This window comes from Flavobacterium sp. MAHUQ-57 (genome assembly GCF_051908335.1).
Classification (GTDB): domain Bacteria; phylum Bacteroidota; class Bacteroidia; order Flavobacteriales; family Flavobacteriaceae; genus Flavobacterium.
Window position 1 is genome coordinate 704,526 of record NZ_JBPZTE010000007.1, and the last position, 21,923, is coordinate 726,448.

General features: G+C 37.5%; 19 protein-coding genes. 13 read left to right on the forward strand and 6 right to left on the reverse strand.

Annotation, left to right across the window (positions count from 1 at the left end):
• Window positions 1-429, forward strand: a complete 429-nt coding sequence (locus ACS8MM_RS11230) for a deoxycytidylate deaminase (protein WP_379716812.1) — start codon at window positions 1-3, stop codon at window positions 427-429.
• On the forward strand, window positions 429-2,003 hold the full coding sequence (locus tag ACS8MM_RS11235) for a S41 family peptidase (RefSeq protein ID WP_379716815.1): 1,575 nt from the start codon (window positions 429-431) through the stop codon (window positions 2,001-2,003). Before ACS8MM_RS11230 ends, ACS8MM_RS11235 begins: the two co-directional genes overlap by 1 nt.
• Window positions 2,004-2,005: 2 nt before the next feature.
• Here the strand turns inward: ACS8MM_RS11235 and ACS8MM_RS11240 are convergent, their stop codons facing one another.
• From ACS8MM_RS11240 to ACS8MM_RS11250, 3 genes are read right to left on the reverse strand one after another with little or no spacing between them, the layout of a single operon-like run.
• Window positions 2,006-2,617 (reverse strand): NAD(P)/FAD-dependent oxidoreductase, encoded by a 612-nt coding sequence (locus tag ACS8MM_RS11240; protein WP_379716818.1) that lies wholly within the window; start codon window positions 2,615-2,617, stop codon window positions 2,006-2,008.
• The gene (locus ACS8MM_RS11245; protein WP_379716821.1) at window positions 2,618-2,821 is read right to left on the reverse strand and encodes a hypothetical protein; all 204 of its coding nucleotides are present in this window, start codon (window positions 2,819-2,821) and stop codon (window positions 2,618-2,620) included.
• 39 nt (window positions 2,822-2,860) lie between these two features.
• Window positions 2,861-3,436 (reverse strand): MarC family protein, encoded by a 576-nt coding sequence (locus ACS8MM_RS11250; RefSeq protein WP_379716824.1) that lies wholly within the window; start codon window positions 3,434-3,436, stop codon window positions 2,861-2,863.
• Window positions 3,437-3,988: 552 nt separating this feature from the next.
• Here ACS8MM_RS11250 and ACS8MM_RS11255 point away from each other — a divergent pair.
• From ACS8MM_RS11255 to ACS8MM_RS11300, 10 genes are all read left to right on the forward strand, one after another.
• On the forward strand, window positions 3,989-4,711 hold the full coding sequence (locus ACS8MM_RS11255; protein ID WP_379716827.1) for a DUF4412 domain-containing protein: 723 nt from the start codon (window positions 3,989-3,991) through the stop codon (window positions 4,709-4,711).
• 48 nt (window positions 4,712-4,759) lie between these two features.
• Window positions 4,760-5,326 carry a DUF3109 family protein gene (locus tag ACS8MM_RS11260; RefSeq protein ID WP_379716830.1) on the forward strand — a complete coding sequence of 189 codons (567 nt, stop codon included), beginning with the start codon at window positions 4,760-4,762 and terminating at the stop codon, window positions 5,324-5,326.
• Between the two features lie 255 nt (window positions 5,327-5,581).
• Complete coding sequence (locus tag ACS8MM_RS11265; RefSeq protein ID WP_379716833.1) at window positions 5,582-6,559, forward strand: ribonucleotide-diphosphate reductase subunit beta; 978 nt, start codon at window positions 5,582-5,584, stop codon at window positions 6,557-6,559.
• A gap of 268 nt (window positions 6,560-6,827) precedes the next feature.
• Entirely contained in the window at window positions 6,828-9,251 is a 2,424-nt protein-coding gene (locus ACS8MM_RS11270) for a ribonucleoside-diphosphate reductase subunit alpha (RefSeq protein ID WP_379716836.1), read from the forward strand.
• 82 nt (window positions 9,252-9,333) lie between these two features.
• Window positions 9,334-9,843 carry an RDD family protein gene (locus tag ACS8MM_RS11275; protein ID WP_379716839.1) on the forward strand — a complete coding sequence of 170 codons (510 nt, stop codon included), beginning with the start codon at window positions 9,334-9,336 and terminating at the stop codon, window positions 9,841-9,843.
• A gap of 88 nt (window positions 9,844-9,931) precedes the next feature.
• On the forward strand, window positions 9,932-10,156 hold the full coding sequence (locus ACS8MM_RS11280) for a hypothetical protein (RefSeq protein ID WP_379716842.1): 225 nt from the start codon (window positions 9,932-9,934) through the stop codon (window positions 10,154-10,156).
• Window positions 10,156-10,611, forward strand: coding sequence for a GNAT family N-acetyltransferase (locus tag ACS8MM_RS11285; RefSeq protein WP_379716845.1), 456 nt, complete (start codon window positions 10,156-10,158; stop codon window positions 10,609-10,611). The genes ACS8MM_RS11280 and ACS8MM_RS11285 overlap by 1 nt, the downstream gene beginning before the upstream one ends.
• Window positions 10,612-10,653: 42 nt before the next feature.
• On the forward strand, window positions 10,654-11,994 hold the full coding sequence (locus tag ACS8MM_RS11290) for a deoxyguanosinetriphosphate triphosphohydrolase (protein ID WP_379719001.1): 1,341 nt from the start codon (window positions 10,654-10,656) through the stop codon (window positions 11,992-11,994).
• A 261-nt stretch (window positions 11,995-12,255) separates the two neighbouring features.
• On the forward strand, window positions 12,256-15,603 hold the full coding sequence (locus ACS8MM_RS11295; RefSeq protein WP_379716848.1) for a PA domain-containing protein: 3,348 nt from the start codon (window positions 12,256-12,258) through the stop codon (window positions 15,601-15,603).
• Window positions 15,604-15,738: 135 nt separating this feature from the next.
• Window positions 15,739-18,579 carry a T9SS type A sorting domain-containing protein gene (locus ACS8MM_RS11300; RefSeq protein ID WP_379716851.1) on the forward strand — a complete coding sequence of 947 codons (2,841 nt, stop codon included), beginning with the start codon at window positions 15,739-15,741 and terminating at the stop codon, window positions 18,577-18,579.
• Window positions 18,580-18,625: 46 nt separating this feature from the next.
• Here the strand turns inward: ACS8MM_RS11300 and ACS8MM_RS11305 are convergent, their stop codons facing one another.
• A complete protein-coding gene (locus tag ACS8MM_RS11305) occupies window positions 18,626-20,398 on the reverse strand; it encodes a 1-deoxy-D-xylulose-5-phosphate synthase (RefSeq protein WP_379716854.1) in 1,773 nt (590 codons plus the stop codon).
• Window positions 20,399-20,423: 25 nt separating this feature from the next.
• Window positions 20,424-21,068: a hypothetical protein gene (locus ACS8MM_RS11310; RefSeq protein WP_379716857.1), complete on the reverse strand. Its 645-nt coding sequence runs from the start codon at window positions 21,066-21,068 to the stop codon at window positions 20,424-20,426.
• Between the two features lie 30 nt (window positions 21,069-21,098).
• On the opposite strand from ACS8MM_RS11310, the gene ACS8MM_RS11315 reads away from it, so the two are divergent.
• On the forward strand, window positions 21,099-21,542 hold the full coding sequence (locus ACS8MM_RS11315) for a nucleoside deaminase (RefSeq protein ID WP_379716860.1): 444 nt from the start codon (window positions 21,099-21,101) through the stop codon (window positions 21,540-21,542).
• A gap of 169 nt (window positions 21,543-21,711) precedes the next feature.
• On the opposite strand, the gene ACS8MM_RS11320 is transcribed toward ACS8MM_RS11315, so the two are convergent.
• Window positions 21,712-21,909 carry a cold-shock protein gene (locus tag ACS8MM_RS11320; RefSeq protein ID WP_379716863.1) on the reverse strand — a complete coding sequence of 66 codons (198 nt, stop codon included), beginning with the start codon at window positions 21,907-21,909 and terminating at the stop codon, window positions 21,712-21,714.
• Between the last annotated feature and the right edge of the window lie 14 nt (window positions 21,910-21,923).

Sequence of the window (21,923 nt, forward strand, 5' to 3'; positions counted from 1 at the left end):
ATGAAAGAAAAAAAATTAAACAAATACGACAAAGCCTATCTTCGTTTGGCAAAAGAATGGAGCAAGCTTTCCTATTGCAAAAGAAAACAAGTCGGCGCGATTATTGTGCATAATAGAATGATCATTTCCGATGGTTATAATGGAACACCTTCCGGGTTTGAAAACTGTTGTGAAGACGAAAACAACCTTACCCATTGGTATGTTTTACATGCAGAAGCCAATGCAATATTGAAAGTTGCCAATTCGACACAATCGTGTAAAGATGCAACCTTATATATCACACTTTCCCCATGTAAAGAGTGCAGTAAACTAATTCACCAGTCTGGAATAAAACGAGTAGTCTACTATGAAGGTTACAAAGACGACTCGGGATTACAATTTCTTTTAAAAGCTGGCGTTGAAGTACAACACATAGAAGATTTAGAATAATGAAAATAGATAAAGTATACTTACCCTTACTCGTTTTTTCGGCAGTTGCCGTAGGATTTCTGCTAGGCGGTATCTTTATCAAAGCACCGGTTTCCACCCAACAAATCACTCAAAACGAAACCAAACAAAAACTCAATAAACTCATTGATTTTATTGATTCGGAATATGTTGACAATGTCAACACCGATTCAATAGTAGATCAGACCGTAACTGGGATTTTAGAAAAATTAGATCCCCATTCGGTCTATATTGCTAAAAATGATGCCGAAGCCGAAGCACAAAACATGCGTGGCGATTTTGTAGGTATTGGCGTGAATTTTTTCATTGAAAACGACACTGTTACCATTATTAATCCAATTAAAGACGGTCCTGCTTACAAAGCAGGAATCAAAGCCGGAGATCGTATTTTGATGGCCGACAAGAAACAACTTTATGGCAAAAAAATCAATACTGATAAATTGTACAATGTCTTAAAAGGAGAAATTGACTCCAAGGTTATGCTCACTATTTATCGGAAATCCGAAAAGAAAAAGTTATATGTTACCATTACCCGTAATGTTATACCAGTTAAAAGCGTTGACATTGCCATAATGCTAAACAAAACAACAGGCTACATCAAAATCAATCGTTTTGCAGAGACTACATTTGAAGAATTCAAAAAAGGCTTGACTCAAATCATTAATAGCAAGGGAACCACTTTGGTATTGGATTTAAGAGATAATGGAGGAGGCTATCTTGAAGAAGCAGTTGAGATTGTTGATGAGTTTTTAAAAGAAAAAAAGCTGATCGTATTTACTAAGAACAAAAAAGGACGTATCGACAAAACATTTGCCACAACGGAAGGCACATTCGAAAATGGAAAAATCATCATTTTAATCAATGAAAACTCGGCATCAGCAAGCGAAATCATTGCCGGTGCAATTCAAGACAACGACAGAGGATTAATTGTTGGCCGTCGTTCGTTTGGAAAAGGTTTAGTACAACGCGAAATGCCATTTAAAGATGGTTCAAGTGTACGTTTGACCGTTGCACGCTACTACACACCTACCGGACGTTCTATTCAAAAGCCTTACGATCACGGAAGCAATGAATATTTTAATGATTTCATGAATCGTTACCACAATGGCGAATTGTATGCCAAAGACAGTATCAAAATAGCCGATACTTTAAAATTCAAAACCCCTAAAGGACGAATTGTTTATGGCGGTGGTGGAATTGTTCCTGATGTTTTTGTACCCATAGAAGCCATAAAAGGCAATGAAGTAATCCCAATGTTAATGCAATCGGGCGTGGTGACTAATTTTGTATTCAAAGCCATCGACAAAGACCGAAAATCGTTTGAGAAACTTACTTCGGATCAAATCAAAGAGAAAATCAACGCAACCGATATCTATTTCAATCAGTTCAAAGAGTTCGTAACCCAAACGGATGGATATATCGAATTAGAGAAAAGCAAAGCATTCATCAAACGATACCTTACTGCTGAATTTTGCCGTCAGTTATTGGGAGAAAACGAATATTTCAAGGTTGTTTTAAAAGATGACCCAATGATTAAAGCAGCGTTAAAAAACTAAGCTTATTTCACTCGCACACTATCGTGACTGTGGGTTTCTATCCCGTTATTCCAAAGCACTAATATATCTGTAGCGACAGCAGCTCCGCTTCCGGAAGCAATAGCCAATTGACTTCTATGTCCAGCTAATGTACCACAAACATACAGACCTTCAGCTACTTTATGATCCGTATTTTTGAGTTGGATACGTTGTTTTTCGGGTAATGATTTCGAGTGAGGCTCTACATAATCCATCAATCCTTCGATGGCAAATAAATTAGAAGAACCAATACCTACTACCACAATTTTAGAAGTATACGAATGATGATTGGTCACTATTTCATAGCCTTCGGCAATTGGCGACACTTTCAGCACTTTTTCCCCTTCAATCTGTTGGATATGAGGATAAGTTTCATGCAAATGTTGCGTAGTTTCAAGCAAGATATCGGCACCTAATTTTCCAGCAGGAATACCGTAGGCATTAAAAAAAATAGCATCTTGAAGTGAAGATGCTTTTTGATGGGTAAGAATGGCAATCTTCTTATCCTGAGCGAAAGGTTTCTTGTGTGCCGAACCTAAAATCAAAGCACAGGAAACACTGGAAACACCACCGCCAATAATAAGAACATCCAACATTTATGATTGTTTTTTTAATTTTTCGTCGATAGCTTTCGACACTCTGAAGATCAATAAAATAACCACTGCACACAAAATAGCAAGGATACCGATTAGTCCTACCAAGCTATCTCCTTCAAACAAGTTATTAAAATCCAACTTCATTACATTGATACCTATAAGTACTGCTGCAAAAGCTAAAATTATGTAAGTAAAAATTTTCATCACGTATTTATTATTGGGACAAATTTAGGGTATTCTTTTTTAAACAAACAATCCTTTAACATTAGCCGCAAATAATTTAACAGCTATTGCCAACAAAATCACTCCAAATACTTTTCGGATAACCCCTAATCCGGTTTTACCCAGCATTTGTTCAATTTTGCCAGAAAGTTTCAACACAGCATACACAATAATGATGTTAATCAGGATTGCCACCACTATATTTATCGACTGGTATTCGGCACGGAGAGAAAGCAATGTAGTCATGGTACCAGCACCGGCAATTAAAGGGAACGCTATCGGAACAATACTGGCTGTTTTTGGCTCCTCGTCCTTATAAATACTTATTCCTAAAATCATTTCCAGAGCCAGAAAAAAGAGCACAATAGATCCTGCAACGGCGAATGACTTGACATCAACACCTATAAATTTTAAAATTTCTTCTCCCACGAAAAGGAAAACAATCATAATCAATCCTGAAACCAAACTCGCTCTTTCCGAATGAATGTGACCAATTTTATTGCGCAAATCCACAATAATTGGAATGGTTCCCACAATATCAATTACCGCGAATAAGACCATACCTACCGTAAAAACTTCTTTCCAGTCAAATGCCATACTGTATCAATTTTATCCTACAAAGGTATTTTAAATCGGTTCGATTTCAAAACAAAGTATTTTTATTCTTAATTTTACTTATTTAGAAGCACTTAGCACTTAGCACTTAGCACTTAGCACTTAGTATTTAGTCCTTAGTCCTTGGTATTGGTACTTAGTGTTTAGTATTCAGTGAATAGTAGATTTTACATTTAAAATAAAGCTTCAACAATAAAAAATATTGGCACAACAATAGTTACTATTCATTCTGCAATAGATGATCGAGGCTATGCAAGAGGTAGTATTCGTTCTGCAATAGATGAACGAGGCTATGCAAGAGGCAGTATTCATTCTGTAATAGATGAAGGAGGCTATGCAAGAGGTAGTATTCGTTCTGCAATAGATGAAGGAGGCTATGCAAGAGGCAGTATTCGTTCTGCAATAGATGAAGAAGGCTATGCAAGAGGCAGTATTCGTTCTGCAATAGACGAAGGAGGCTATGCAAGAGATAACAAGAACTCAACTACAAATCATATTAAGTCAACATTAAACAATTAAAACAAAAAACAAACTATGAAAAAAACAAGATTGCTTATCGTTTTACTAATTACCTTATCCTTTGGTCACAACCTATCGGCGCAAGCACCCACCGAAGCACAAAAAAAAGCGATGATGGATGCGATGAAAATGGGACGAAACAAAGTAGATCCATCTACCCTACCCGACAAGTATACCTTTAGCTGGAAGTACAATATGCACATGACTTCGCAATCCGGAAAAACGATCGATTTTCAGTATTACCTACAACCCAATGCGACGTATTATGGTGCAAAGATGAATCAGTCCGGCAACGACATGTTGATGATAATGGATACCAAATCCAAAACCACCATTACCGGCTTCAATAAAAAAGGAAAGAAAATAGCGATGGTTTCCAAAATTGCAGATTACAATAACGCAAAACCCAAGGCAGAAAAATACACCTATAAAAAATTACCCAACAAAGTTATTTTAGGATACAACTGCAAAGGAGTTCAAGCTACAAGTGCCAATACCAACATGATTATGTATTATACGAACGAAGCCAAAGTTAGTTTTTCGGAGTTGTTCAAATCACAACAATCCCAAGGCATCCCTAATGTATTCAATGACATTTTCAAACCCGGTGAAAAACCACTGTTAATGTCTATGGATTACACCGATTTAAAAGACAAAAAAAGAAGTATGAAAATGCAATGCACGGCCTTAAGCAAAGAGTCCTTTACATTTAACAAATCAGAATACCAATTCATGTAAGGTTATGTAATTAATCTTTGTACTTTTGCCGCTCAAAATTAGACCATCATGTTTCAGTTAGGCAAGACCATCGTATCAGAAGATATTTTAGAAAAAGAGTTCGTTTGCAACCTTACAGCCTGCAAAGGAGCCTGCTGTGTTGATGGTGATTCTGGAGCACCATTGCTACAAGAAGAGACTGCAATTTTAGAAAAGATCTACCCGATAGTAAAACCTTTTTTACGCAAAGAAGGCATTGCAGCTATAGAAGCGCAAGGCACTTGGGTAACCGATAAAGACAATGAAATAGGCACACCACTTATTGACGATAAGGACTGTGCCTATGTCATTTTTGATGGCGCTACGGCACTTTGTGGTATAGAACAAGCCTACAATCAAGGATTAATTGACTGGAAAAAACCAGTCTCTTGTCATTTATATCCAATTCGAGTTAAAGAATTCAGCAGTTTTCAGGCGGTAAATTATGACCGTTGGGACATTTGTTCACCAGCTTGTGCCTTAGGCAAAGAATTAGAAGTTCCTGTTTACAAATTCGTAAAAGAAGCTTTAGTAAGACGATTCGGAATAGAATGGTACGAAGAACTTGAAAAAGTAGCGGAAGAATTGAAAAAATAAACTTTTTTTCAAGTTGTGAGCCGCCGTTCTTAACTCCTTATTTTACAACTGTTCATTAAAAATTCAATTTTTATTTGTTTGATTTTCAATTGATTAGAATTAATCAACTGTCAAGCCCTTATTTTGCTGGGTTGTTAAAAACTCAAGGCAATTGTGAATAACTATGTCTTTCATTTTTGGTTTCAAATTCAAATCTTTGTAGACCCAATCAAGACACAAAATCATTTTTTTTAAATCACTAATTTTCAAATAGCTATGGCTACTATGGAACCCATTTTACAAGAAAACAAAGATCGATTTGTTATTTTTCCTATCAAACACCACGACATTTGGGAGTGGTACAAGAAAATGGAGGCCAGTTTTTGGACTGCTGAAGAAATTGATTTACATCAAGATTTATCCGATTGGAACAACAAATTATCGGATGACGAGAAATACTTCATCAAACATATTTTAGCTTTTTTCGCTGCTTCAGATGGTATTGTGAACGAGAATTTAGCGGAAAACTTTGTGAACGAAGTACAATATGCTGAGGCAAAATTCTTTTATGGATTTCAGATCATGATGGAGAACATTCATAGCGAAACGTATTCGTTATTGATTGACACTTATGTAAAAGACGAAGCTGAAAAAGCGGAATTGTTCAATGCATTGGAAATTTTCCCAGCTATCCGCAAAAAAGGAGAATGGGCATTAAAATGGATTGAATCGGATTCGTTTGCAGAACGTTTGATCGCTTTTGCAGCAGTAGAAGGAATTTTCTTTTCAGGAGCATTCTGTTCGATTTACTGGTTGAAGAAAAGAGGTTTAATGCCAGGATTGACTTTCTCGAACGAGTTAATTTCTCGTGATGAAGGAGTACATTGTGATTTTGCGGTGCACTTACACAACCATCACTTGGTAAATAAAGTACCAAAAGCAAGAATTAGAGAAATTATCGTAGATGCTTTGAACATTGAGCGCGAATTCATTACTGAATCTTTACCAGTAAGTTTGATTGGAATGAATGCGACTTTAATGACCCAATATTTAGAATTTGTTGCCGACAGATTATTAGTAGAATTAGGATGCGAAAGAGAGTACAACTCTTCTAACCCATTCGACTTCATGGATATGATTTCGCTACAGGGGAAAACGAATTTCTTTGAAAAACGTGTAGCGGAATACCAAAAGGCAGGTGTAATGAACAATGACACCGATGCCAACAAAATTAGTTTCGACGCCGATTTTTAAGTCACAGCCAAGAAAATAGTCATTCAACGATTACCCTTCCGGGTTACCTTGAAGCCCTAGCCCTTATAGAGCCGGCATCCTTTTTAAAGAGCGCAGCGCGATTAAAAAGATACAGGTCTCGTCTTCAGGACGAGATAGGATAAAGCTCCAACTAAATTCGGAACACAATAAAAGCGCGTTTAAAAAGTCGGGAGACTTGCGTTACGTTAAATCAAATAAATAACCAGAAAGTAAAGAAGGGATTGTTTACTTTCACAAAACTAAAACTATGTACGTAGTAAAAAGAGACGGCCATAAAGAGCCAGTGATGTTCGACAAAATCACAGACAGAATTAAAAAATTATGCTATGGATTGAATGACATGGTGGACGCTGTAAAAGTAGCCATGCGTGTTATTGAAGGATTGTACGACGGAGTAACCACTTCGGAATTAGACAATTTAGCTGCAGAAACAGCGGCTTCGATGACGGTATCTCACCCAGATTATGCACAATTAGCGGCTCGTATTGCAATTTCTAACTTACACAAGAACACCAACAAATCGTTCTCAGAAACGATGAATGAAATGTTCCATTATGTAAACCCTAGAACCAATCAAGAGGCACCTCTTTTATCAGAAGAAGTACACAAGGTAATCATGGACAATGCGGAGTTTTTAAACTCACACATTATTTACAACCGTGATTTCAACTACGACTATTTTGGATTCAAAACTTTAGAGCGTTCGTACCTATTGAAAATCAATGGTAAGATTGTAGAACGCCCTCAACATATGTTAATGCGTGTTTCTGTAGGTATTCACCTTAATGATTTAGATGCAGTGATTGAAACGTACGACTTAATGTCGAAGAAATTCTTCACACACGCTACGCCAACATTATTCAACGCAGGAACGCCAAAACCACAAATGTCTTCTTGCTTCTTGTTAGCAATGCAAGACGACAGTATTGATGGAATTTATGATACGTTAAAACAAACGGCTAAAATCTCGCAATCAGCGGGAGGAATTGGTTTATCTATCCACAACGTACGTGCAACGGGATCGTACATCCGTGGTACAAACGGAACCTCAAACGGTATCGTACCGATGCTACGTGTTTACAATGACACCGCACGTTACGTAGATCAAGGTGGAGGAAAAAGAAAAGGAAGTTTTGCTGTTTACATTGAGACATGGCATGCTGACATCTTTGATTTCTTAGATCTTAAGAAGAATACAGGTAAAGAAGAAATGCGTGCGCGTGATTTGTTTTATGCAATGTGGACTTCGGATTTATTCATGAAACGTGTACAGGAAGATGCCCAATGGACATTAATGTGTCCAAACGAATGTCCGGGATTATACGATGTATACGGAGATGAATTTGAAGCTATGTACACTGCTTATGAAGCACAAGGCAAAGGAAGAAAAACCATCAAAGCACGTGAATTATGGGAGAAAATCTTAGAATCACAAATTGAGACCGGTACACCTTATATGTTGTATAAGGATGCGGCTAACCGTAAATCCAACCAAAAGAACTTAGGAACCATTCGTTCTTCGAACTTGTGTACCGAAATTATGGAGTATACTTCTGCAGATGAAATTGCAGTTTGTAACTTGGCTTCGATTTCGTTACCGATGTTTGTAGAAAACGGAAAATTCAACCATGAATTATTATTCTCGGTTACCAAACGTGTAACGAGAAACTTAAATAAAGTAATTGACAGAAATTACTATCCTGTAAAAGAAGCTGAAAACTCTAATATGCGTCACCGTCCGGTAGGATTGGGAGTACAAGGATTAGCTGATGCTTTCATTTTATTGAGAATGCCTTTTACCAGTGATGAAGCAAAACAATTGAACCAGGAAATCTTCGAAACCATGTACTTTGCTGCGGTAACCGCTTCCATGGAAATGGCGAAGGAAGAAGGACCGTACTCTACTTTTGCTGGATCACCAATTTCACAAGGAGAATTCCAATACAACCTTTGGGGATTACAGGATTCCGATTTATCAGGAAGATGGGATTGGGCTTCTTTACGTAAAGAAGTAATGGAACATGGAGTACGTAACTCCTTATTAATGGCACCAATGCCAACAGCTTCGACTTCCCAAATCTTAGGAAACAACGAAGCATTTGAACCGTACACTTCCAACATTTATACTCGTCGTGTACTTTCAGGAGAGTTTATCGTAGTAAACAAGCACTTATTAGAAGACTTGGTAAAACGCGGATTGTGGAACGAAGAATTGAAACAACAAATCATGCGTCATAATGGTTCGGTTCAAAACATTGATGCCATTCCGCAAGATTTGAAAGAACTATACAAAACCGTTTGGGAAATGTCGATGAAAGACATCATCGATATGTCACGTCAGCGTGGTTATTTCATTGACCAATCACAATCGTTGAACTTGTTCATGGAAGGCGCTACGTATGCGAAACTGACTTCGATGCATTTCTACGCTTGGCAATCGGGTTTAAAAACAGGAATGTACTATTTGCGAACCAAAGCTGCGGTTGACGCGATTAAATTTACATTGAATAACGATAAAAAAGCAGAACCTGTAGAAGTAAAAGAAGAAACACAAGCTGTAACCATTGAAGTTGTGGAAGAACCGGCTTCTATGAGTGTTGAAGAATACAGAGCAATGATCGAATTGGCTAAAAATGCTGGTCCGGAAGATTGCGAAATGTGTGGATCTTAATATTTACATTATTAAAATTTATGAAACAGCTGTCTTAGGATAGCTGTTTTTTATATATTTAACGCCCTAATTCAATTTAACCATGAACAGAACATTTGAAGTTACCGATGATTTATTAGCTAGTCACGGACAACGTTTAGCCAATTTTATTTTAGATTACATTATCAGAATCATTCTTGCAATAATAATAGGCTCGGTATTTGGTATATTTTGCGTCTTAATCGACAAACCCGAATTGCTAGAACCTCTTGCAAACATGGGCAAACTAATGGAATACGTAGTGGGTTTAGTCATCTTAATTTTTTATTACGGCTTGACCGGAATACTATTCAAAAGAAGTATTGCAAAATTCATCACTAAAACCATAGTTGTTTTTGAAGACGGTTCTATACCAGACAATGCCACTTTCTTCAAAAGAGCTTTTTGCCGAATAATTCCTTTTGAAGCTTTCTCTTTTTTCGGAACTCCCTCCAGAGGTTGGCACGATAGCATTACAGACACTTACGTTGTAAGGAAAGAAGATTTTGAAAAAGCAATGGAATCGTTTTACGCTATAGACCAAATAGGTTCTGATATTGAAAATCAGGAATAATACCGTAGCAACCAACAAATAAGGATTAGTCTTCATAACTTTGCAGGTTGAAACTAGTTTGAATTACTATTATATTACACCTCATACAATGTCAAAAGATAAAAAAGGAATCTATACAGGAATCATCGAAAAGGACGAACACGGGAACTATTTCTGTGGTGAATACTTATTGGATTACCAATATACTGAGAAGAATTTTAAATTGGGTGACCGCATCAACATCAAAACGGTGATTGAAAATCCGAGTGATAAAAGCTACAATTTGTATCCTAAAAAATCACGTGTGTTTTTTCTGGCAAACGATAAAGACTAATGGATTTACTTCGCACCAATTCAGACAATCCTGATTTCAAAAAGTTATCAGCACTTTTTGATGAATACCTTGTTGATATTGATGGAGAAGAAAGAGATTTTTTTGCTTTCTACAACAATGTTCAAATGGATCATGTTTTAGTTGTTTATGAAAATGAAACTGCGGTGGGTTGTGGTGCTTTCAAAAAATTTGACGACACCACAGCTGAAATCAAGCGCATGTTTGTGCATCCGGATCACAGAGGCAAAGGTATTGCCCGTTTCATTTTAAGCGAGTTGGAAAACTGGGCAACTGAAACCGGCTACCCTAACTTCATTCTTGAAACTTCCCCTAAACTCGAAAGTGCCATTGTATTGTATGAAAAAACCGGCTATCATCTTATCCCGAATTACGGACAATATATTGGTGTGGAAAACAGCATCTGCATGAAGAAAGAAAGCCAAAATCCAACATAAAACAATTACAAAATCTGCATTCTAAAAAATTAAAAACCAATGATGAACTGGGAACAACTTTTATCTTTAAAACGCCAAGGCGATACCAGTAAACGATTACGTAAAGAACAAGATGACACCCGTTTGGGTTTTGAAGTCGATTATGACCGTATTATTTTCTCTGCCGCTTTTAGAAGCCTACAAGATAAAACACAAGTTATTCCACTATCCAAAACGGATTTCGTTCATACCCGACTTACCCATAGTTTAGAAGTATCGGTAGTAGGACGCTCATTGGGACGACTTGTTGGTAAAAAAATATTAGAAAAATACCCTTATCTACAGGAAGTACATGGTTACCACATGAATGATTTTGGAGCGATTGTAGCTGCCGCCGCACTAGCCCACGACATTGGAAATCCACCGTTTGGTCATTCAGGAGAGAAAGCCATAGGCGAATATTTTTCTATTGGAAAAGGACAACAGTATAAAAGTCAGTTAACTGATAAAGAATGGCAAGATTTAATTGATTTTGAAGGCAATGCCAATGGGTTTTCGGTTGTAACCGGCTCACGTCCCGGTGTAGAAGGCGGATTGCGACTAACCTACGCCACTTTGGGAGCGTTCATGAAGTATCCAAAAGAAAGCCTTCCGAAAAAACCCACACAAAACATAGCTGATAAAAAGTATGGCTTTTTCCAACAAGACAAAAGCTTTTTCAAAGAAGTGGCCCATGAATTAGGTTTGATTCCTAATAAATCGGATGATAACATCGGTTATGAAAGACATCCACTAGCCTATCTAGTAGAAGCGGCCGATGACATTTGTTATACCATAATTGACTTTGAAGACGGAATCAATTTAGGGTTGGTTTCCGAGGATTTTGCTCTGGAATATTTGATCAACTTGGTTAAAGACTCAATCGACTCCTCTAAATACAATGCATTGACTACTAAAGAAGATCGCATTAGTTATTTACGTGCATTAGCAATTGGAAGCCTAATCAATGATGCAGTAAAAGTGTTTATCGAAAATGAGGAAGCGATCTTACAAGGGAAATTTCCTTTCGCATTGACTGAAAAAAGCAGGTACAATGCACAAATGAATGACATTATCAAGTTGAGTGTTAAAAACATTTATCAGAGCCGAGAAGTCATTGAAAAAGAAATCAACGGTTATCAAATTATCAACAACCTGTTGGATAAATTCATCACGGCGTACAACAACAAACACGAAGGAAAAGCCACTAATTTTGATTATTTACTTTTGAAAATTCTTCCTGAGAAGCAAAACATCGAAAAAGAAACACTGTATGAACGTTTGCTTCACATCTGTCATTTTGTTTCTATGCTCACTGATGGCAATGCATTAAAATTTAACAAAATAATTTCAAATGCCTTATAAAGGTAGAGCCAAAAAATAAAAAAGCAATCTGTATTTTAACAATAACGGAATGTATGCAATATAGAAAGACCATTTTTTAATGGTCTTTTTTGTTTTAAGAAAAAGTTATAATAACAATGAATCTATTGTAAGAATATTTTTACTACTTTTGATTTTAACAAAGGTTTTTTAACAAAAAAAAAGATAATTTCATAAAAATTGAAAACTAACTTTAAAAAAACCATATATTAGCGCGCAATACCAATTTTCAACAACTATATTATGAAAAGAAATCTACTTTTGTCACTTAGCTGTGCATTAGCGGTTTTTACATCCGGTTATTCACAATCGGTTGCTAAAACAGACGGCAACAGCAACACTACAACAGAAGAAGTGAATTCTTCTAAGCCTAAAAAGCAAAAAGTCGATAAAGCTACTAAAAAGCTACGCAAACTACATGCATTGCATATCAAAAAAAACCCTTTCCAAAAAACGTTAGCAATGACAAAATCGGAAAGAAAAGATGCTTGTTTACCACCCAACAAATATTACGAACAAGAATGGGTGCTATCGATGAACCCTTCACTGGGTAAACCTACACCTGAAAATTTATCTACAATTAGAGAAAATTTAGCACAAGAAAGACAAAACGCAATGGCTAATGGTCGTATTCCAGGTGACGGAACTGACAACAACTGGGTGGAAAGAGGACCTAACAATGTGGGCGGAAGAACCAGAGCCATTATTTTTGATCCAACAGACGCTACTTTCAATACAGTTATAGCAGGTGGAGTTAGTGGTGGTTTGTGGAAAAACACCAATATTAGTAGTGCTGCATCAACTTGGACAAGAATTACTACATTACCTGAACATTTGAATGTTCAAACTATAGCGGTTGACCCTAACAATTCCAGCACTTGGTATGTAGGAACAGGTGAATCTTATGTTGGTGGTGATGTAAACGGTAATGGTATTTGGAAAACAACTAATGCCGGAACATCTTGGACACGTGTTTTTGGTGGAGGTACTGTAGCAACTACACAAAGTGCTGTATATAATTTACAAATCACATCACCTTCAAACGCTGGTGTAATAAGAGGATATGTAACAACAGTTGCCACTACTTTTGGTGCGCCAATCAATTCAACTATTAACGCGCAAATTCAATTGGTAAATGATGGAGCCGCTCCTACAGATGACGCGTGTTCAGCATTACCTGCTGGTTCTTTAACTGGTAAATTTGCCTTAATTCGAAGAGGAACTTGTTCATTTGAATCCAAAGCTTCAATGGCTCAAGATGCCGGAGCTATAGGAGTAATCATTATGAACAATGTTGCAGGAGCTGGTCCTGTAGGGATGGCTCAAGACGATTTATTTGACGCAACAATTCCTACCATGATGATTTCCAAAGAAGACGGAGATCTTTTGGTAGCAAATCTTACTAGTCTTACTGGTTCTTTTGTACCAACTCAACCGGGAGATTTTACAGGAAATGTTGTCTCTGGTGTACAAAACATTAATGACATTGCCATCAAAAACAACGGTGGTACATCTGAAATTTATGTTGCATTAGGTGACGGTGTTTATGCAGATGCTAGAAACAACAGTTTATTTAGCCCAACTACTTATGGCTTGTATAAATCAGTAAATGGAGGTACTTCTTGGTCTTTATTAACTCTTCCGTTATCCCCTAGCAACAATAAAACATGCCCTAACGACATCGAAATTGCTATAGATGGAAAAATATGGGTTTCATCAACTGACAGTTCTACTTTTGATGACGGCGGAGGCAAAGTATTTTGTTCTGCAGACAATGGTGCTTCATTTCAATTAAAACATACAGTTGTAGGAAATGGTGGCGGAGCCAGAGTAGAAATTGAAACATCAGGAACTAACGCGAACAAACTTTATGTTTTATCACAATTAAAACAAGCAGATGGGACTAATCCAACTACTGAAGTTCAACTACTAAGAACAACTGATGCTTTCGCAACAGCACCTACTGTTACGGCTTTACCAGCTGGAAATGAAACAAGAGAAATTACTTATGGCTTCACTGGACAACAAGCTTTCTATAATTTAATGATAGAGTCTGACCCAACAAATGATCAAATTATTTTCGTTGGTGGTATTGATTTATACAGATCAAATAATGGAGGAACTGCATGGACAACTATATCGAATTGGACTGTAGATGTACATTCAGATCAACATGCTATGACTTTCAAACCAGGAAATTCAAATATAGCAGTATTCGGTAATGATGGTGGTGTTTATTATGCAGGAAGTTTATCAACTGCTGATGCTGCATCAAGTACTGATATCACTGCTCGTAATAACAATTACAATACAACTCAATTCGTAGGAATGGCTGTAATGCCGAATGGCGTTACTGGTGTAACAGGAGACTATTTTGTAGCCGGAGCACAGGATAATGGTTCCAATTATTTCCCACAAACTAGAAGTGCGTCTGTGGGTGCAACTGCAGGTGTAAACTCAAGTTATGAAATCCAAGGAGGAGATGGAGGAAAACCATTATTTGCTCAAGATTCTGACAAATACTACATCACCAATTATGTGTATAATGATAACATGAATTACAGAACATTGACTAACACTTCAAGAACTTTAAGTGATGGAACTTCAAATTTTGGATTGTTTTATCCTGCGATGACATTGGATTCAGCAAATGACATTGTGTATTCAGATTACACTGGTGGAGCCTCAACAACAACTTACCAAGTTAGAAGATATACCAATATCAAAAGTGGATCAGTTGGTAGAACTAACTTAACGAATGCCTTATTGACATCTTATCCTACCGCACTAGCTGTAGGTAAAGTTACCCCTTCTACGCTTTATGTAGGTGTAATGAATGGAAAATTATTACGTGTAGTTAATGCCGCTACTACTGCTGGTACTTGGACAGATATAACAGGTTCTGGTTTTGTGGGAAGTATTTCTGATATCGAATTCGGCGCTAATGACAGTCAAATTTTCGTAACAATGCATAACTATGGTGTAAACAATATTTGGTATACACCTAATGCTGGTGTTAACTGGTACAATATCGAAGGAAACTTACCTGATTTACCTGTAAAAGCAATTTTACAAAATCCGTTAAATTCTGCAGAACTTATGATCGGAACTGAACTAGGAGTTTGGCATACAAAACAGTTCAACCCAACTGCTACAGCTAATCAATCATTGGTATGGGTGTCATCATTCAACGGAATGAGCAATGTAAAAGTTACAGACTTAGACTTACAAGCAAATTCACCAACATCACCATCTGCTTATAATGTTTATGCAGCAACTTATGGAAGAGGTGTGTTTTCAGGACCATTAACTGCTGTTTCGTTATCAAATGACGAATTTGAAATGGTCGGAAAATCATTCAATGTTTACCCAACAATAAGCAACGGAAGCGTAACCCTTACTTCAAACAAATACTTTGGTCAAACCCAATTAGAATTATTTGATTTGACAGGTAAAAAGGTTTACACAGACAAAATCAATGTTGGAACTGTTGAACAAAAAATAAATTTCGGAAATTTAGGATCTGGAAATTATATTTTAAAATTAACAGGAGAAGGATTCATTGGTACTAAAAAATTGATTATCGAATAAGTAGATACAAGACAAAGAAAAAAGAACCCCGCAATTAATTGCGGGGTTCTTTTTTATAAAAATAAAATGAAACTATAATTTTTGTAATCCATTAATACGGTTTACTTTTGCAGCCAATACAAATTAAAACCCAAAATGAGAACCAAGTTATTATTCTTACTTCCCATTTTTTTCCTTTACACTCTATCTTACTCACAGAGTACCGAAAGCAAAAAGGATGAAAATGCAGGAAAAGTATTAAGTAATCGTCAAGCTAAAAAGCTCCGAAAAAAACATGCTAAATTTTTAGCACAAAGTCCATTTAAAGAGACTTTAAAATTATCAAAAAAAGATCGCAAAGCAGCATCAATTCCACCTAATAAATTTTACGAACGTCAATGGGAATTAACCATTGATCCATCGACAGGTAAACCAGAACCAGCAAATATCTTTGAAACCCAATCTAGGTTAAAAGAAGAAAGAGTCGCTATGAGGACACCTGGTGACGCTTCTAACAACGCTTGGATCGAAAGAGGACCTACCAATGTTGGAGGAAGAACAAGAGCTTTACTTTTTGATCCAAATGATGCTACTAAACGAAGAGTATTTGCAGGTGCTGCCAGTGGTGGACTTTGGGTAAATAACGATATAACTTCAGCTACTGCATGGACAAGAGTGACTGGCGTACCTGGAAATTTAAATGTTTCATGTATTACTGCAGACCCTAACAACTCTAATATTTTATATTTAGGAACCGGAGAATTGTACACAAGCGGTGATTGTGTTGGTAATGGTGTTTACAAAAGTACTGATGGTGGAACAACATGGGTAAATGTACCAGTGGCTTACACAGGAAGTACTTTTAACTATTCAGCAACAATATCTTTTGTAGCTGGCATCAATTACATTACAGATATCATTGCAAGAAACAATGGAGGTACAACTGAAGTGTATATTGGAGTAGGTTCATCAGTTTATAGCTCTGCAGTGAATCCTACAAATTACAATGGTGTTGAGCAAGCAGGAATTTACAAAACCACAAATGGAGGAGCTACTTGGACACGTTTTACGGATACAGTATTAGAAAGTAATACTTCAGGAGGAAAAACCTACTATGTTACTCCAAATGATTTTGAATTAGACATCAATAACAACTTATGGCTTGCCTGTACACGAAATGCATTTGGAAATGGTGGTGGAAGAATTTACAGAACAACGAATGGAACGAGCTGGACACTAGTAACAACCATTGCTAACGCAAGAAGAACGGAAATAGAACCGTCTTCTACTAATGCGAATAAATTTTACGTTCTTTATCAAACAACAGCATCTGGAAATCCCCCGGCTATTGGAGTAACTACTGATGCTTTTGCAACAACTCCTACCGCAATAACACAACCTGATGATGCGGATATTAATATTCCCCCGACTGACTTTACACGAGGACAAGCTAGTTATGACTTAGTAATTGAATGTGACCCAACCAATGACAACATTGTCTATATTGGCGGTATTGATTTATTTCGATCTATTAATGGTGGTGCAAACTGGTCACAAATTTCTAAATGGTCTAACAACAACAATTTATCTACTTTAAATTGTTCTAACGTACACGCTGATCAACATGTAATGGTTTTTAGACCAACGAACAATAACCAAGCAATTTTTGGTAATGACGGCGGTGTATATTATGCATCCAGTTTATCCTCAGCAGCTAATACAAATGTAATACCTGCAAGAGTTACCAACTACAACGTTACTCAATTTTACAGCGTTGGTGTTTCTCCAACAACAAACGGACTTGCCAACGACCATTTTTTAGCAGGTGCCCAAGATAACGGCACTCAGTATTTCAATGGTGTAACCAATGCATCTCCATCGTCAACAACTCGAATTCAAGGAGGTGACGGAGCGTATAGTTTCTTTAGTCAGGATCCATCAGATCCTTACAGAATTTCGAATTATGTTTACAACTCAAGTATCAACCTTTATGATTATTTATCGGATACTACGTTTACTATCAATGATGAAGATTCTAGCAATGGTGACTTTATTTGCCCAATGGCTTTGGATTCCAATTTAGACTTATTGTATGCGGATTACACTACTGGAGGTACTTTCCGAATCATGAAGTACAGCGATATTAAAACCATATCAGTTACACAAACCCTATTGACAAATGCTTTACTTACCAGTCAGCCAACAACGCTAAGAGTCTCAAAATATACTACAAACAGTACCACTCTATTAGTTGGAACAGATAGAAGTACAGTTTTATTAATTACTAATGCGGATACAGCTACACCAACATGGACAAACATTAGTGGACCTGGATTTGTAGGAAGTGTTTCTGATGTTGAGTTTGGACAGAATGAAAATCAGATATTCGTTACATTCCACAACTACGGTGTTACGAGTGTATGGTACTCTATGGACAGAGGAGTTACATGGGCAAGTATTGAAGGTAACCTTCCTAACATTCCTGTGAAATGTATTTTACACAACCCTTTAAATACCTCAGAGATTATTATTGGAACTGATTTAGGTGTATGGTATACCAACACATTTAATCCTGCATTGAATACCACTCAGAATTTAGTTTGGAGCCAATCTTACAACGGAATGAGCGATGTTAAAGTATTGGATTTACAATTACGTAATGACAATACGGTATTTGCTGCGACTTATGGAAGAGGAGTGTTTTCAGGAGCCTTTACTGGTAATTCACTATCTACAGATGACGTTGAAATTGTAGGAAGCACATTTACAGTATATCCAACTATAAATGATGGTAATGTAACTATCGCTTCAAGTAAATACTTCGGAAAAACATTATTGGAGTTATTTGACCTTAACGGTAAAAAAGTATATTCCAATTCCATTCTTATCGATAATACGGAACAGAGATTGAACTTTGGTAGTTTGGCTACAGGCAATTATATCTTGAAATTATCCGGAAATGGATTTGAAGGAACTAAAAGAATTATAATTCAGTAATTCATTCTTACTAGATAAAAAAACTCCGCCAATCGGCGGAGTTTTTTTATACTATACTATTAAAATAGTGCATCAAACTTTGACTATCAATACCTGATATTTTATGCAATTGAGACACAGTACCTTGTTCGATAAATTCATCGGGAGCACCTAGTTTCTTGATTGGGATGGCATAGTTATTCTCCAAATAAAAGGACGACACCAAGCAACCGAAGCCACCATTTACCGTTCCTTCTTCCACAGTTACAATGTATTTGTATTTTTTACCGATAGTATGCAGCAATGCAATATCCAACGGTTTCACAAAAGGAAAATGATAGTGCGAAAATTGAGATGGGTTCTCCACATTATTTAAAGCGTTGATTACATTATTACCGATAGTACCCGTTGATAAAACAGCCACCTCATCTCCTTCTTTCAAACAATATCCCTTTCCTATCGCAATTTCTTCCATAGACAGTTGCCAGTTTTCAAGGAAGCCGCGCCCTCTAGGATAACGTATTGCTATAGGAAGTTCCAATCCTAATTGGGCGGTATACATTATGTTTCGCAATTCCAATTCATTCAGTGGGGCGAAAATTATCATGTTAGGGATGCAGCTCAAATACGCCAAGTCAAACAATCCGTGATGTGTAGCGCCATCTTCCCCAACAAATCCTGCCCTGTCGAGACAGAAGACTACTGGTAACTTCTGCAGTGCTACATCATGAATTACCTGATCGTAGGCGCGCTGTAAAAAAGTAGAATACACATTACAGAACACCGTCATTCCCTGTGTTGCCATTCCGGCAGCCAGAGTTACGGCGTGTTGTTCGGCGATACCCACATCTATGGCTCTTTCGGGAAAAGCTTCCATCATGAACTTCATGGAAGAACCAGAAGGCATTGCTGGAGTAACCCCAATAATCTTATCGTTTTGTTTTGCCAATTCTACTAGTGTATGTCCGAAGACATCCTGAAACTTAGGAGGCAGGCCTTCTTCTTCTTTAGGGTATATCTTACCGGTTTCCGGGTCAAACTTACCGGGAGCGTGGTATTTCACCTGATTCTCTTCCGCCAGTTGGAGTCCTTTCCCTTTGGTAGTGATGATATGTAGGAACTTTGGTCCTTTGATAGTTTTCAGTCGGTTAAGTTCTGCGATTAAAGCCTCTAAATCATGGCCGTCAATTGGACCGGTATAATTAAAGTTTAACGCTTTGAAAATATTATTCTCTTCGTGGAGTTCTCCTTCCTTGAAGGACGTCAGGTATTCTTTTAAAGCACCAACACTAGGATCAATACCGATAGCGTTATCGTTTAAAATAATCAGCATATTGGCATTGGTTACACCGGCATGATTCAATGCTTCGAAAGCCATTCCTGAGGCGATAGAAGCATCACCGATAACGGCTATATGTTGTTTTTCTTTCTCCCCTTTCAAATTAGAAGCCAATGCCATTCCCAATACTGCAGAAATGGATGTAGACGAATGCCCAACTCCAAAAGTATCATATTCACTCTCTGAACGTTTAGGGAAGCCTGAAATACCGTCCAAATCCCTGTTGGTATGAAATACATCCCTCCTACCGGTGAGAATCTTATGCCCATACGCCTGGTGCCCGACATCCCAGACCAGTTGATCAATGGGTGTATTGAACACATAATGCAGTGCTATAGTCAGTTCGATTACACCGAGACTAGCACCTAGATGTCCTTCCTTTTGAGAAATCACATCAATGATAAAGTCACGTAGCTCCTGAGCTAATACAGGCAGTTGCGATTGTTCTACTTGTTTTAAATCAGAGGGAGAATTTATGGAATGTAATAATTTGCCTTTCATTGAAAGCAAATTTAGTTCTTTTAAATTAATTATCCTGCTTTAAAGTACCGGCAGAAGTGGTGTCAATTTCTGGTGTTAATGGCTCAGCGACAACTATACCCACTACCCCACTGCGGAAACCATGTCCATTTTCCGGAGCCGGTTTAACGAACTTTACTTCATCTATTTTAGCTTTGGGAGGCTCAGGAAGCACCTTGCCTTTTACAGATGAATCAGGAGCAACTTCACCAACTTCATAGGCTTGTTCACCAGTATCCTTTTGAACAGAAATACTGTCCTCTATAACAGAAACCTCCCCTAAGGTTTGATTATTGAAGTTTTTACAACTGAACAACGTAGTACCCATTGTAACAAAGAGTGCCAGTAAAAAAGCTTTGTGAAAACTTCTTTTTTGGTACAATACCGATTGCGGCACGGTAAGTTTAAACTCGGGACTTAACTGTTCATTCGTGAAGCGACCACAAATTCTAGATCCTTTGTTCTCCGATAAATATTCCTGTACCTGAGAATAATCCAGGCTGGTAAAATCCACAACAGTTTTGGAGCAGGCGGCGCAGAAGCGTCCTTTCTGGTCGGGAGTCATTGCATTCCAGTCTTCGTGGCAGGGTTTGGGTACGGAGAATTTGATGGTGTCTTTCATAGTGTGGTCAATTGGTTTAAAAGTAAGCAATAATTGTTCCAATATTGTACATTTGCTGTTATGGAAAACATTTTTACGGACGAGTATTTCATGAAGAAAGCCTTGCAGGAGGCTGAAGCGGCATTTGAGCGTGGAGAAATCCCTGTGGGAGCGGTAATTGTGGTAGATAACCGAGTAATTGCCCGCAGTCATAATTTAACCGAAGTGCTGAATGATGTGACGGCCCATGCTGAGATGCAGGCGATAACGGCATCGGCGAACTTTTTGGGAGGAAAATACCTGAAAGGCTGTACGTTGTATGTTACCCTAGAACCTTGTCAGATGTGTGCCGGTGCTTTGTACTGGAGTCAGATAAGCAAAATTGTGTATGGTGCTGCCGATGATCACAGAGGCTACCGTGCTATGGGAGGCAAATTGCATCCCAAGACCGAGGTGGTGACCGGAGTCATGGAAAACGAGTGTTCGGCATTGATGAAAGACTTCTTTAAAAAGAGAAGGCCCTAGCCCTGATGGGAACGGCATCCTTTTTTTGCTTTGCTAAATGGCAAAAAAGATAGAGTGTACAGCAGGAAAAGCTCCTAAAAACCAAAATCAAATCAGAATAAAATAAAAAACCGCTCCTTTTGGGAGCGGTGTAACCTTCATTCTGGTAATCTAAAAATACTATATATATTTAGCCAACTACTACTACGTTAGTAGCTACTTTACCTTTTCTACCGTCTTCTTCTGTGTAAGAAACTTTGTCACCTTCTTTTAATTCTTTACCGTTTGTACCAGTAACGTGAACGAAGATGTCTGAACCTGTTTCATCATCAGTGATGAATCCAAAACCTTTAGACTCAACGAAAAATTTAACTTTGCCTGTGCGCATTTTTTGAAAAAAAT

Excerpts from the sequence above, each read along its gene's own strand:
- ACS8MM_RS11230 (WP_379716812.1), top strand. The coding sequence starts at position 1 with ATGAAAGAAAAAAAATTAAACAAATACGACAAAGCCTATCTTCGTTTG.
- ACS8MM_RS11235 (WP_379716815.1), top strand. The coding sequence starts at position 429 with ATGAAAATAGATAAAGTATACTTACCCTTACTCGTTTTTTCGGCAGTT.
- ACS8MM_RS11240 (WP_379716818.1), bottom strand. The coding sequence starts at position 2,617 with ATGTTGGATGTTCTTATTATTGGCGGTGGTGTTTCCAGTGTTTCCTGT.
- ACS8MM_RS11245 (WP_379716821.1), bottom strand. The coding sequence starts at position 2,821 with ATGAAAATTTTTACTTACATAATTTTAGCTTTTGCAGCAGTACTTATA.
- ACS8MM_RS11250 (WP_379716824.1), bottom strand. The coding sequence starts at position 3,436 with ATGGCATTTGACTGGAAAGAAGTTTTTACGGTAGGTATGGTCTTATTC.
- ACS8MM_RS11255 (WP_379716827.1), top strand. The coding sequence starts at position 3,989 with ATGAAAAAAACAAGATTGCTTATCGTTTTACTAATTACCTTATCCTTT.
- ACS8MM_RS11260 (WP_379716830.1), top strand. The coding sequence starts at position 4,760 with ATGTTTCAGTTAGGCAAGACCATCGTATCAGAAGATATTTTAGAAAAA.
- ACS8MM_RS11265 (WP_379716833.1), top strand. The coding sequence starts at position 5,582 with ATGGCTACTATGGAACCCATTTTACAAGAAAACAAAGATCGATTTGTT.
- ACS8MM_RS11270 (WP_379716836.1), top strand. The coding sequence starts at position 6,828 with ATGTACGTAGTAAAAAGAGACGGCCATAAAGAGCCAGTGATGTTCGAC.
- ACS8MM_RS11275 (WP_379716839.1), top strand. The coding sequence starts at position 9,334 with ATGAACAGAACATTTGAAGTTACCGATGATTTATTAGCTAGTCACGGA.
- ACS8MM_RS11280 (WP_379716842.1), top strand. The coding sequence starts at position 9,932 with ATGTCAAAAGATAAAAAAGGAATCTATACAGGAATCATCGAAAAGGAC.
- ACS8MM_RS11285 (WP_379716845.1), top strand. The coding sequence starts at position 10,156 with ATGGATTTACTTCGCACCAATTCAGACAATCCTGATTTCAAAAAGTTA.
- ACS8MM_RS11290 (WP_379719001.1), top strand. The coding sequence starts at position 10,654 with ATGAACTGGGAACAACTTTTATCTTTAAAACGCCAAGGCGATACCAGT.
- ACS8MM_RS11295 (WP_379716848.1), top strand. The coding sequence starts at position 12,256 with ATGAAAAGAAATCTACTTTTGTCACTTAGCTGTGCATTAGCGGTTTTT.
- ACS8MM_RS11300 (WP_379716851.1), top strand. The coding sequence starts at position 15,739 with ATGAGAACCAAGTTATTATTCTTACTTCCCATTTTTTTCCTTTACACT.
- ACS8MM_RS11305 (WP_379716854.1), bottom strand. The coding sequence starts at position 20,398 with ATGAAAGGCAAATTATTACATTCCATAAATTCTCCCTCTGATTTAAAA.
- ACS8MM_RS11315 (WP_379716860.1), top strand. The coding sequence starts at position 21,099 with ATGGAAAACATTTTTACGGACGAGTATTTCATGAAGAAAGCCTTGCAG.
- ACS8MM_RS11320 (WP_379716863.1), bottom strand. The coding sequence starts at position 21,909 with ATGCGCACAGGCAAAGTTAAATTTTTCGTTGAGTCTAAAGGTTTTGGA.